Here is an 11,297-nt window from a genome sequence, read left to right as displayed (position 1 = left end):
AGGCTCACCTCCTGACGGCGGGCAAGTATCAGAGTTCCTCGACCTCGTCGCCCTTGTGGTTCTTCTCGCGGCACTCCGTGCAGATGCCGTAGAGCACGAGCGAGTGATCGGTCATTTCGTAGCCGAGACGCGTGGCGACCTGACGCTGGGCCTTCTCGATCTCGGGATCGACGAATTCCTCGACCTTGCCGCAGCTCACGCAGACGATGTGGTCGTGGTGACGGCCTTCCTGGAGCTCGTACGTCGCGCGGCCCTCGTCGAAGTGATGGCGCACGAGAATGCCCGCGTTCTCAAACTGCGTGAGCACGCGGTACACGGTCGCGAGGCCGATGTCGCTGTTTTCATTCAGAAGAAGCTTGTACACTTCCTCGGCGGAAAGATGGCGCTTGCCCGCTTCCCGCGACTCTGAAAGCTTCTGAAACAAATCCAGAATCTTGAGTCGGGGCACCGTCACCTTGAGGCCCATGGTCTTCAGGTCGTTTGACTGCTGGTTCGGTGTTGCTTCCTTCACGGCTGTTTACCCTGTCTGAGTTCGTGCGGTTTCTTTATCATAAGGCCTGAGGAGGTCGACGTGACCTCTTCGCCTGAATCACCTATTTTAGTTCGGTTTATGTTCAAGCGACATCTTCTTACCCTTTGCGCGGCGCTCGTCGGCGTCGCCGGCTTGAGCGGGTGCACCACGGTCTCCAACGCCTGGGACTCGGCCACCGGCTGGGTTCCCTACTTCCTCAAGCCCTATCGCGCCGATGTCCCCCAGGGAAACCTCGTCACGAGCGAGATGGCGCTTCAGCTTGAAAAGGGCATGACGGACGCGCAGGTGCAGTTCCTGCTCGGCGTTCCCCTCATTCAGGACCAGTTCCACGAAGGCCGCTGGGACTATGTCTACTATCTGCGCCGCGGCGACGGCGAGGAGCAGATCCGCCGCCTGACGGTCTGGTTCAATGACGACCGCCGTGTCGACCACTGGACCTCGGATCCGATGCCCGACGAGCAGCAGGCCGACCAGCTGATCCTCGGCACGATCAAGACGTTCGAGCCGCGTCCTCCCAAGACCGCGATCCCGCCCGCGCAGCCCGCCGGCGCCGCGGACGCTGACGCCGAGGACGCCTCCGGGTCCTGAGCGCCGCCCCATCCCCATTGATTCCGCCCGCCCGTTCCGGGCGGATGCTCCGACGCCGCCCGCCTGCCCCAGACACTCAGACGTGCGGCGCAGTCTTTTGACCCATTTGGAATCCCGACAGTCATGAAGCAGGAACTTGAACGGCTCAGAGCTCTGATCACGCAGCTTGCAACCCGTCTTCAGGGCGAGCGCGACGCGCGCATCCAGCTCGCCAACCAGCTCGCCGCCCGCGAAGGGGAACTGCGCCGCTCGCGCGAGCAGATCCAGGAAATGAAGCGCAAGATTGACGCCATGCTCACGCAGTTCGGCGACACCGGCAGCGGTCGCTGACCGCTCCGGGGGAGATCATCATGTCCGAAGTCACCGTCACCATTTTTGAGCGCAGCTACCGCCTCGCCGTCTCGAGCGGCGAGGAGCACCTCCTTGAGGAATGCGCCCGCACCGTGGACGAGCAGATGCAGGCCGTGCGCGCCGCCGGCCGCGTCATCGCCAACGACCAGATCGCCGTGCTCACCGCCCTCGAGCTCGCCTACGACGCGAGGAAGCGCGAGCTCGCGCACGAGGAGGAGAAGGCTGCGGCAGCCGTTGCCGCGGCAGCGGCTCAGGCGGCCGTTTCGCTCCCCGAGGAACCCGAGGCCGTGCCTCAGGAGCCGCAGCGCGCGAGGAGCGACGCCGAGGACGCGGAGATCCTCGAGGAGATCCGGTCGCTCTGCAAGCTCTGCGAGGAGGCGCTTTACCGCGACGCAAAGATGGGGTCGCTCTTCTGAGCTTCCTCAAGATCCCCGGTTCCCCTCTCTCAGAGAGGATTCGGGGATCTTTACAACCGTCGCCGAACAGGTACAATGATCTCAAGCCTGCAGTGGCAAGCATCAGGGCTCCAAGGTACCTAGAACCAATGCTATGTGCAATAGGTTGGCCTACTCGAGAGCCGATAGAGTGCCGGTCACGCCGTGTCCAGCCCGTTCCGCTCCGGAGCCGACCGCCCTGAACTCCCGGTTCAGGATACGTAGCCCCGCCCCACTGCAGGTCTGACACACTTCTCACGGAAGGGCAGCCCTTTTTGAAAGGCTGCCCTTTTGTGCATCTGCACCTCTCTTCAGCCGCCCAAAATGCTCTCCGCCAAGGAACTCCGTTCGCTCACCGAGAACGCTCACGCCTTCTGGCTCATGAAGTCCGAGCCTTCCGAGTGTTCGATTGACGATGCGCTCGCTGCTCCCGACCGCCGCGTCTCCTGGTTCGGCGTGAGGAACTATCAGGCGCGCAACTTCATGCGTGACGCGATGAGCCCGGGCGACGCAGTGCTCTTCTACCACTCGAGCTGCCCGAACCCCGGCATCGCCGGAATCGCACGCATCGCCTCCGGCCCCTACCCCGACCGCTGCCAGTTCGACCCCGGGAGCGACTACTTCGACGCGAAGAGCACGCCGGAGAACCCCCGCTGGATTGCCGTGGACGTCGAGGGGCTCGCCAAGATTCCCGTCATACCGATTTCCGATCTTCGCGCGCACCCCGAGCTCGCCGAGATGATTATTCTTCGCCGTGGCAACCGCCTTTCGATCACGCCGGTGACACAATCTGAATTCCGCTTCATCACCGAGCGCCTCGTCGCCCAGGGTGACTGAAACGTTTTTCCCCTGAATCCCTCCCACAACTTCCCTTTCACCCCAGAAGAAAATGCCCATTGAAATCATCCTTGCTCTCGCATGCCTCGGCTGCTGCACGGGTTTCCTCGCCGGACTTCTCGGCATCGGCGGCGGCATGGTGCTCACCCCCTTCCTGACAATGCTCCTTGCCATGGCGAGCATTCCGGATCAACACATCGTTCATGTCGCGATCGCGACCTCCATGGGCACGATCCTCTTCACCTCGCTCTCGTCGGTGCGCGCCCACGCCAAGCGCGGCGCCGTGCTCTGGAACGTCGTCTGGGCTATGGCACCGGGCATTCTCGTGGGCGGCCTCATCGGCCCGCAGATCTCCGGTTCGCTGCCGACCTTCTGGATCGCACTCTTCTTCGCGTGCTTCGTCTACTTCTCCGCAATCAAGATGTTCATCAACACGCAGCCCAAGCCCTCGCGCCATCTGCCCGGCACAGCCGGCATGTTCGGCGCGGGCACGGTGATCGGCGTGATCTCGGCCCTCGTCGGCGCGGGCGGCGGCTTCATCTCGGTCCCCTTCATGACCTGGTGCAACGTCAAGATGCACAATGCCGTCGGCACCTCGTCGGCCTTCGGCTTCCCGATCGCCTTCGCGGGCACGATCGGCTACATTTGGAAAGGTTGGGGACTTGAGACCCTTCCTGGCTGGCCCTTCACGCTCGGCTATATTCACGTTCCGGCACTCCTCTGCGTCGCGGTGACGAGTATCTTCTTCGCCCCGCTCGGTGCCAAGGTCGCGCATTCGATTGATACCAAACCCCTGAAGCGCATCTTCGCGTGCCTGCTCTTCGTGCTCGCCTCCTACATGCTCTGGAAGGCGCTCACCTCGATCTAAAGAACTTCACGCCCCGGCAGAGCTTTCCTCGCGAAAGCACTGCTCCAAGACAACACGGGATGCTTTCCGACGATGGAAGCATCCCGTTTTGCTGTTCTCTGTGCCCTGTCAGCAGAGCCCAAATGCCCCTGCCTGAGCGCGGGCTGCGTCTCTAGCGCTTCGCCCCGCGCCGGCCGGCCCAGATCCACACGAGGATACCCGCGAGCAGCAGCGGGAGCGTGAGCCACTGGCCGCGGGAGAGTCCCAGGGCCTGGAGGCCGAGGAAGGCATCCGGCTCTCGGAAGAACTCACAGGTGAAGCGCGCGAGGCTGTAGCCGATGCCGAAGAGCGCTCCGGTGCGGGCCACGGGCCGGGGCTTTCTCGAGTAAATCCAGAGGAGCAGGAAAAGCGCGAATCCCTCAAGGCCGGCCTCATAGAGCTGGGAGGGATGGCGCGGCACGCCGCCGTCCATGGCCTGCGGGAAGACCATGGCCCAGGGCAGGTCCGCGGACGCCGCACGTCCCCAGAGCTCACCGTTGATGAAGTTGCCGAGACGGCCGAAGGCAAGCCCGAGCGGAACGAGCGGGGCGACAAAGTCCGCCACGCGCCAGAAGCCCATGCCGCGCATGCGGCCGTAGAGCGCCATCACGATGAGCACGCCGATGAGGCCGCCATGGGCGCTCATGCCGCCGTGCCACATCTGCAGGATCTCGAGCGGATGCTCCGCGTAGTAGGCGGGCTGGTAGAAGAGGCAGTAACCCAGGCGCCCGCCGAGGACCACGCCGAAGACACCCCAGAAAAGCATGTTCTCCACATCGTCTCTCGTCACGCCACGCCATGCCTCTCGCGCGCGCATGCGGCCGAGCGCCCAGAAGGCGATGAAGCCCGCGAGGTACATCAGGCCGTACCAGTGAACGCCGACCGGACCGATCGAGATCGCGACCGGATCGAACTGCGGATGAATGAGCATGGAGGCAATCCTGTGGAGGGAGTCTTGAGGAAGTCCTCATTCTAAGAGGCCTCGCGGGCGGGGCCCGGAAGGTGCGTTACGAAGCTTTGCCGGCTCCCCTCTTCTCTCGGAGGATGTCCAACAAGTCCCGGCTGTGCTAGTGTGTTCCTCCTCCCGTCCCCGCGGGACAGTCCGGCAAAATTGAAGACACCTCCATCCCATGCAAATCACCCCGATCTCACCGGAGTGCCTCGCGCACTCGCTCGAAAATCTCCGCAAGTCGCGTCCCCTCGTGCACTGCCTCACCAATGAGGTCGTGCAGGAGATCACTGCGAACGTGCTTCTCGCCGCCGGTGCCTCCCCGGCGATGGTCGTGGCGGCCGAGGAAGCCCCGGGATTCACGGCGGTCGCGAGCGGTCTTCTCGTCAATGTCGGCACGCCCACGCCCGACCGCCTCGCGGTGATGCACAGCTGCGCGCGCTCCGCCCGCGAGCACGGCCGTCCCTGGGTGCTCGACCCGGTCGCCGCGGGCGGCATGCCCTGGCGTGACGAGCAGATCCGGAGTTTTCTCGACGACTCGCCCACGGTGATCCGCGGCAATGCGAGCGAGATCCTGGCGCTCGCCGGTCTCGGCTCGGGCGGCAAGGGCGTGGACAGCACGGATTCGAGCGACGCGGCGCTTGAGGCCGCGCGCGTGCTCTCAGAGAAAACCGGCGCCGTCGTCTGCGTGACGGGCGAGACGGACTATGCGGTGAAGGGTGACCGCGCGGTCAGCATCTCGGGCGGCAGTGAGATGGCCACGCTCGTCGTCGGCACCGGGTGCTCGCTCTCCGCGCTCGTCGCGGCCTTCCTCGCCGTCACGGACGACGCCGTCACCGGGGCGATCTCCGCCTGCGCCCTCGCGAAGCGCGCCGCCCAGATCGCCCGCGGCCGCTCGCGCGGTCCGGGGAGCTTCCACAACGAGTACTTGGACGCCCTCTATCAGATTCAGCCCGCCGATTTTCTCGGCGAGGAGGCGTGATGCGAGCCGCCGACCTCCGCCTCTACCTTGTTCTTGACCCCGACCAGAGCGCCCGCTCGGGCGGCCTGATCGAGACCGCGCTCGCCGCCGTGCGCGGCGGCGTGACCATGATTCAGCTGCGCGCCCCGCGCTGGAAGAAGCGGGAGTTCGTCGAGGCCGCGAGGGCGCTCCGTTCCGCGCTCATGCCGTTCAGCGTTCCGCTCCTCATCGATGACCACGCGGACGTGGCGCTCGTCGCCGGGGCCGACGGCCTTCACATCGGTCAGGACGATCTCTCCGTCGAGGATGCCCGCAGGCTCCTCGGTCCCGACAGAATCATCGGGCTCTCGGCCGGCAGCCCGGAGGAACTCCGCTCGGCCGATCCTGCGCTCGTTGACTACTACGGCGTCGGCCCCGTCTTCGCGACGAAGAGCAAGGCCGACGCGGGTGACGCAATCGGCACCGACGGCCTCGCCAAGGTCGTCCGCCTCGCCGCGCATCCGTGCGTCGCCATCGGCGGCATCGGAGCGGCAAACGCCGATCAGGTTGCCGCGACGGGCGCCGCCGGCATCGCCGTCATCTCCGCTATCTGCGGTCAGCCTGACCCCGAGGCTTCCGCCCGAATGCTGCTTAACCGCTTCAACTCCGGAATCCGCCTGTGAAAGCTCTGAAGTCCCTTCTCTCTCCGTCGGCAAGATCAGCGCTGGGAGCCCTCGCCCTGCTTCTGCTCATCATCGCGCTCTACCTCACCACGGGAGACATCAAGCGCGGACTGCAGCTTTCCGTCTTTTCCATCCCCTTCATCGCTTTTGCGCTTGCGGCTCCCGCATGCGGCAGAACTCTGTGCGCACTTTTCCGCGTCGTCGCCGTCGCCGGATTCGCGCTCCTCACGGTTGACGCGGGCGTCCGCGCCTTCCTGAAGCAGGTCTACACGGCCGAGCCGCTCTCGAGCTTCGTGCTCGAGGCGATCGCCAACACCTCCGTCTCTGAGTCCACCGACTTTCTCGTCTCCCAGTGGCCGGACGTGCTCCTCTGGTGCGCCGTTTCGGCGGTTGCCTTCGCGCTCGAGGTTCTGATCATCCTGAAGCTCCACGCGGACGCTGTCATCGGCTCCCGCGCCGGCCGCATCGTCTGGCGCAGCCTCGCTCTTCTCTTCACCGCCGTCTTTGTGCTCAGCGTCTGCAAGTCCTCCTGGCGCGGGCATTACCCGCCCTGGTTCTGGCCCAAGTGGGCGAACGAAATCGCCGTGCTTGAGGCGACCTGGGCCAATGCCGCGCTTGAGCGCGAGAAGGAACTTGAGACCGCCCGGTCGCACATCACGGAAGCGTCCGCTGAACCGCGGACCATTGTCCTGGTTCTCGGCGAGAGCACCTGCCGGGACAACTGGAGCCTCTACGGCTACGAGCGCGACACCACGCCGAAGCTCACCGCGCTGGAAAAGGAGGATCCGAACTTCGTCACCGTTCGCAAAGCCTGGTCCGTTGACTCGGCGACCGTCGGCGCCTTCTGCTCGATGCTCACCTTCCCCGTCGATCCCGAGGGAATCGCGAAGCGTCATGCCAATGAACCTGCGGAAGGCATGCAGGCGGGCAATGCACTTGCCTTCTTTGCCGCCGCCGGCTGGAGCATTCACTGGATCAGCAATCAGGACGACCGCGCCATCAGCTCGCGCTTCGCCGAGTGGTCGGAGAAGCCGACTTTCCTCAACCGCATGAGCGGCCGCACGAGCGTCTCAATGGACGAAAAGGTACTGCCGGCCTTCAAGGAAGCCCTTCAGGATCCCGCGTCGAGGAAAATCATCGTCGTCCACCTGATCGGCGCGCACCCGCACTATTCGCTCCGCTATCCCGACCGGCTCGCGCCCGACTGGGGCGAGGATGCCGTGGAGAAGAAACTCTCCGGCCTCGACCGCTCCCCCTGGGTGATCATCTCGCGCAACCAGTACGACGCGGCGATGCGTTATCAGGATGAGGTGATCTACGAGCTGCTTGACGTCTCACGCAGAGCGGTGGAAAAGTATTCCGCCCCCTTGAGCTGGATCTATCTCTCCGACCACGGCCAGGAACTCGGCGACGAGATTGATCGCGCCGGTCACTCGCCGCTCACCGAGGACGGCTACCGCATCCCCTTCCTCCTCTGGTCCTCCGAGAACGCCCGGTTCGCACCCTTTGAGAGCCGTCCCTTCCGTGCGGATCAGCTGAGCCCGCTGCTCCTCTCGATCGCCGGCATTCACTGGAAGGGCGAATCGGAGAAGGAGAACTTCCTCTCGGACCTCTATGACTGGAGGAAGCCGAAGCTCACGATCTCGGACGAGGAAATGCCGCCGTCGGAGTCTCAGTGAGGCCGATAGAATTTCCCGCAGACCCGCACTGAGATCCCGCCCGGAGAGTTAGCCCATGACGAAGCCAGCAGACAAAACGACGACGCTCACGCTGCCTCCCGATGATGCCGCGGCTGTGCTCATGGCCGAGATGCTCGAGGCCGAGCCCCCGAAGGGCTGGGATGAAACACAGGCCGCAGCGGTCTCCCGGGACGCCCGCGCGGTCGCGGGCGACCGGGCGGAGCCCTCGGCCTATCTCGTCACGCGCGCAAAGCTCCTCCTCTCCCGGATGCGCGAGCTCGATCCGAAGATCCCCCAGCCGCACTTCCCCGCCGCCTCCGGACTCGCCTTCCGCCTGACCGCGGCGCTCATCATCTTCCTCGGCTTCTTCACGGGAGCCATCACGGATCAGCTCGCCAGCACAGGCGCGGTGCTCAATCTCCTCTCCCCGCCCTTCCTCGGCATCCTGCTCTGGAACGCGATCGTCATCATCGCCGCCCTCATCCTCTTCATCCGTCCGGGAGCGGATCTCGTCACCGGACTCTCCGCAGCGATCGCCAGGGGGCTTTCCACCGTGATGGCGCTGCCCCGCCTGCGTCTGCCCGGTCAGAACACTGCGTCAGGGTTCCTGCGCGCAGCGGTGCCGCTGCTTCTGCCCGAGCTCAGCCTGCGCGTGAGAACGGTGCTGCACCTCGCCGCGCTCGCCTTCGGCGTCGGACTTTCCGTGAGCCTTCTCGTGCGCGGCATCGGCACGGCCTACACCGCTGGCTGGGAGAGCACCTGGTTCGCGGACCGCACGGACATCATCGCGGGGATGCTTCAGGGACTCTACGGCTGGCTCCCGGCCTTCCTTCCCGGACTCGAGCCGCTGCCCGACGCGCAGACGCTCGCGCAGATGAATCTCGCGATCGGCAGCTCCGCCCCGGGAGCTCCCTGGCTCGCCCGCATGATCTGGGCGATCGCCGCCGTGATCGCGCTTCCGCGCGCCCTGCTCGCCGGCCTCACCTGGATCCGCGCGAACCAGACCGCGAAACGCATCCGTCTTCCCATTTCCGAAGCGCGCCTCGCTGAGCTCAGGGCCGAATCCGAGGCGGTCGAGCGGCGCACCTTCGTGCTCTTCTCGAATCCTGACCTCCCCCAGCCTGATACAGCAGGCGCTGCCCAACGCGTCCGCATTGATCCGTGGAACGCCCCGGACTTCCCCGAGCTCGATCAGGTCACCGCCTCCGACCGCGTGATTCTGGCGCTCGACCCGGTGGCGACACCCGAGAAGGAAGTCCACGGAGCGCTGATCGAAGCGGTGCTCGGCCGCACCAGGCACGCGGAACTCGTCCTCAACTTCGAAAATCTCGCGAAGCGCTTCCCGGACTCGCCCGAGCGGATCCTCTCGAGAAAAGCGCTCTGGGAGCATTTCGCGACCGAGGCGGGCATTCCGTTCCGCGCCGAGGGGCTTCCGAAACCTTCGGAACCCGTGCCCGCGGGCGATAATTAAAAGTTCAGGAACAACCAACAGGCACACGAACCCATGGCCAGCTCTCAGGACCCCCTGCGCATTCACCTCAGCCTTGTCAGTCACACCAACATCGGAAAGACAACGCTCGCGCGCACGCTCCTGATGCGCGACGTGGGCGAGGTCGCCGACCGGGCCCACGTCACCGAGACCACGGATGACTACGTGCTCGCCCGCGGCCCCGACGGCAGCGAACTCGTGCTCTGGGACACGCCGGGCTTCGGCAACTCCGTCGCGCTCGCAAAGCGCCTCGAGGGGCGCTCCAACCCGATCGGGTGGCTGCTCTCCGAAGTCTGGGACCGCCTCACGAACAAGGCCTTCTGGCTCGATCAGAGGGCCGTGCGCCACATCCGCGACATCTCGAGCGTGGTGCTCTACCTCGTCAACATCGCCGAGCATCCTTCGGAGACGCCCTACATCGGCGCCGAGATGAAGCTCCTCTCCTGGATCGGTAAACCCGTCGTGGTGCTTCTCAATCAGATGGGCAAGCCCCGCTCGCCCGAGGAGGAGTCGGCCGAGGTGAAGGCCTGGGAGACTGCGCTCGCTCAGTACGACTTCGTGAAGAAGGTGCTTCCGATGGACGCCTTCGCACGCTGCTGGATCCAGGAGGAAATGCTCTTCACGGCGATCGGTGACGCCCTTCCCGCCGAGAAGCAGTCCGCGTACCGCACCCTGCAGTCCGTCTGGCGCAGAAGCCGCCAGGCCGCCTACGCGAGTTCGGTCGATGCTATGGCGCGCCACCTCTGGCACACCGCCTCCGCGCACATGCCGCTTCCGGTTCCGTCGCTCAAGGAGCGCGCGATCAACGTCGGCCGCCGCTTCGGCTTCTTCAAGGACGAGCATGACGCCGTCGCGGACGCCCAGACCGCGCTTGCCTCGCAGGCCGCGGACAGCTTCTGCTCACTCACGAGCAAGCTGATCGAAGTGAACGGCCTCAAGGGCTCCGGCGTATCGAAGGAAATCTTCCGCCGCATGAACACGGACTGGAACCTTGCCGTCTACTCACTGGATCCGCAGAGCGCCGCCGCGATCGGCACCGGCATCGGCGTGGTCTCGGGGGCGACGGCAGGACTCGCCACGGACATTTCGACGGGCGGACTCTCGCTCGGTCTCGGCACGCTCGTGGGCGGCCTGATCGGCGCCGTGGGCGGGCTCGGAGCGGCTCACGCCTACAATCTCACCCGAGGAAAAAGTGGCGCGGATCTCTCCTGGAGCGATCACGCGATGAGCGGCTTCCTCCTGGAGGCCGTGCTGCTCTACCTCGCCGTCGCCCACTTCGGACGCGGACGCGGCGACTGGGAGGAGAGCGAATCGCCCGAGTTCTGGAAGACAGCCTGCGAGAACGCCATCAAGGCTCAGAAGGTGTCCTTCAAGGACATCCGCGGCATGGATCCGGATGACGGTGTCGCGGCGCTCCTTCCGCTCATCGACTCCGTGCTCAAGCGCATCTTCGAGGAACTCTACGGAGACAGATCGGAAGAGCCGGAAGCAGAGCCCGAAACCGAGGAAGGCGAAGCGGAGGCCTGACGCCTCTTCAGGCCCCGAATCCGGGGACCCTCAGGCGGTTCTGAACGGAACCGCCTGAGCTGAAGACCCCGCTGCTTCACGGGCTGCAGGGCATCTTTGATCCTTCGACAGTCCTCGGTGAACCTATGCGGCGGGCAGACGCTTCGTGATGCCTGCCTTGCCGGCATGTCAGCCGCCGACGGGATCAGCCTCATCCGCAGGGAATCCGCTGAAACGCCGGCCGCCTCCAGTTGATTTAGTTTTTAATTGCATCCTCCGAGAACAGAGAGAGTTGCTCGGGCTCGTCCGACTTCACGGTTGTCGCGTCTGTCTCAGCTTCTCCGTCCTCATCGAATTCTTTGTCTTCCTCGTACTCCCCGTTCTCATCGGGCTCTTCGTCTTTCTCCGACTCCTCGTCCTCAT

At 65.0% G+C, this 11,297-nt stretch carries 12 protein-coding genes; 10 read left to right on the top strand and 2 right to left on the bottom strand.

The genetic code is table 11. The annotated features are described in order from the left end of the window. Positions 1-28: 28 nt before the first annotated feature. Entirely contained in the window at positions 29-511 is a 483-nt protein-coding gene (gene fur, locus Q4F91_RS11015; RefSeq protein WP_303337662.1) for a ferric iron uptake transcriptional regulator, read from the bottom strand. Between the two features lie 99 nt (positions 512-610). Here fur and Q4F91_RS11010 point away from each other — a divergent pair, with 99 nt between their 5' ends. From Q4F91_RS11010 to Q4F91_RS10990, 5 genes are all read left to right on the top strand, one after another. After that, a complete protein-coding gene (locus Q4F91_RS11010; protein WP_303337660.1) occupies positions 611-1,120 on the top strand; it encodes an outer membrane protein assembly factor BamE in 510 nt (169 codons plus the stop codon). Between the two features lie 123 nt (positions 1,121-1,243). Continuing rightward, on the top strand, positions 1,244-1,450 hold the full coding sequence (locus Q4F91_RS11005) for a hypothetical protein (protein ID WP_303337658.1): 207 nt from the start codon (positions 1,244-1,246) through the stop codon (positions 1,448-1,450). 20 nt (positions 1,451-1,470) lie between these two features. Further along, positions 1,471-1,887 (top strand): cell division protein ZapA, encoded by a 417-nt coding sequence (locus Q4F91_RS11000; protein ID WP_303337657.1) that lies wholly within the window; start codon positions 1,471-1,473, stop codon positions 1,885-1,887. 342 nt (positions 1,888-2,229) lie between these two features. Further along, positions 2,230-2,742 (top strand): EVE domain-containing protein, encoded by a 513-nt coding sequence (locus tag Q4F91_RS10995; RefSeq protein ID WP_303337656.1) that lies wholly within the window; start codon positions 2,230-2,232, stop codon positions 2,740-2,742. A gap of 52 nt (positions 2,743-2,794) precedes the next feature. Beyond that, complete coding sequence (locus Q4F91_RS10990; RefSeq protein WP_303337654.1) at positions 2,795-3,610, top strand: sulfite exporter TauE/SafE family protein; 816 nt, start codon at positions 2,795-2,797, stop codon at positions 3,608-3,610. Positions 3,611-3,761: 151 nt separating this feature from the next. Here Q4F91_RS10990 and lgt read toward each other — a convergent pair whose 3' ends face one another. After that, positions 3,762-4,559 carry a prolipoprotein diacylglyceryl transferase gene (gene lgt, locus Q4F91_RS10985; protein ID WP_303337652.1) on the bottom strand — a complete coding sequence of 266 codons (798 nt, stop codon included), beginning with the start codon at positions 4,557-4,559 and terminating at the stop codon, positions 3,762-3,764. 199 nt (positions 4,560-4,758) lie between these two features. Here lgt and thiM point away from each other — a divergent pair, with 199 nt between their 5' ends. From thiM to Q4F91_RS10960, 5 genes are read left to right on the top strand one after another with little or no spacing between them, the layout of a single operon-like run. Continuing rightward, positions 4,759-5,559: a hydroxyethylthiazole kinase gene (thiM, locus tag Q4F91_RS10980; RefSeq protein ID WP_303337650.1), complete on the top strand. Its 801-nt coding sequence runs from the start codon at positions 4,759-4,761 to the stop codon at positions 5,557-5,559. Next, positions 5,559-6,200, top strand: coding sequence for a thiamine phosphate synthase (thiE, locus tag Q4F91_RS10975; RefSeq protein ID WP_303337648.1), 642 nt, complete (start codon positions 5,559-5,561; stop codon positions 6,198-6,200). The genes thiM and thiE overlap by 1 nt, the downstream gene beginning before the upstream one ends. Next, complete coding sequence (locus Q4F91_RS10970) at positions 6,197-7,879, top strand: phosphoethanolamine transferase (RefSeq protein WP_303337647.1); 1,683 nt, start codon at positions 6,197-6,199, stop codon at positions 7,877-7,879. The genes thiE and Q4F91_RS10970 overlap by 4 nt, the downstream gene beginning before the upstream one ends. A gap of 55 nt (positions 7,880-7,934) precedes the next feature. After that, positions 7,935-9,350, top strand: coding sequence for a DUF2868 domain-containing protein (locus tag Q4F91_RS10965; RefSeq protein WP_303337645.1), 1,416 nt, complete (start codon positions 7,935-7,937; stop codon positions 9,348-9,350). A gap of 33 nt (positions 9,351-9,383) precedes the next feature. Continuing rightward, the gene (locus tag Q4F91_RS10960; protein WP_303337643.1) at positions 9,384-10,895 is read left to right on the top strand and encodes a GTPase domain-containing protein; all 1,512 of its coding nucleotides are present in this window, start codon (positions 9,384-9,386) and stop codon (positions 10,893-10,895) included. The last annotated feature ends 402 nt before the right edge of the window (positions 10,896-11,297 follow it).

The sequence above is a fragment of the Sutterella sp. genome (assembly GCF_030539355.1).
Lineage (GTDB): Bacteria > Pseudomonadota > Gammaproteobacteria > Burkholderiales > Burkholderiaceae_F > Sutterella.
Note: the sequence above shows the minus strand (reverse complement) of the source record. Positions and strands in the feature narration are given on the sequence as shown.

Coding starts and splice junctions, on each gene's coding strand:
- Q4F91_RS11010 (WP_303337660.1), top strand. CDS start 611: ATGTTCAAGCGACATCTTCTTACCCTTTGCGCGGCGCTCGTCGGCGTC.
- Q4F91_RS11005 (WP_303337658.1), top strand. CDS start 1,244: ATGAAGCAGGAACTTGAACGGCTCAGAGCTCTGATCACGCAGCTTGCA.
- Q4F91_RS11000 (WP_303337657.1), top strand. CDS start 1,471: ATGTCCGAAGTCACCGTCACCATTTTTGAGCGCAGCTACCGCCTCGCC.
- Q4F91_RS10995 (WP_303337656.1), top strand. CDS start 2,230: ATGCTCTCCGCCAAGGAACTCCGTTCGCTCACCGAGAACGCTCACGCC.
- Q4F91_RS10990 (WP_303337654.1), top strand. CDS start 2,795: ATGCCCATTGAAATCATCCTTGCTCTCGCATGCCTCGGCTGCTGCACG.
- lgt (WP_303337652.1), bottom strand. CDS start 4,559: ATGCTCATTCATCCGCAGTTCGATCCGGTCGCGATCTCGATCGGTCCG.
- thiM (WP_303337650.1), top strand. CDS start 4,759: ATGCAAATCACCCCGATCTCACCGGAGTGCCTCGCGCACTCGCTCGAA.
- thiE (WP_303337648.1), top strand. CDS start 5,559: ATGCGAGCCGCCGACCTCCGCCTCTACCTTGTTCTTGACCCCGACCAG.
- Q4F91_RS10965 (WP_303337645.1), top strand. CDS start 7,935: ATGACGAAGCCAGCAGACAAAACGACGACGCTCACGCTGCCTCCCGAT.
- Q4F91_RS10960 (WP_303337643.1), top strand. CDS start 9,384: ATGGCCAGCTCTCAGGACCCCCTGCGCATTCACCTCAGCCTTGTCAGT.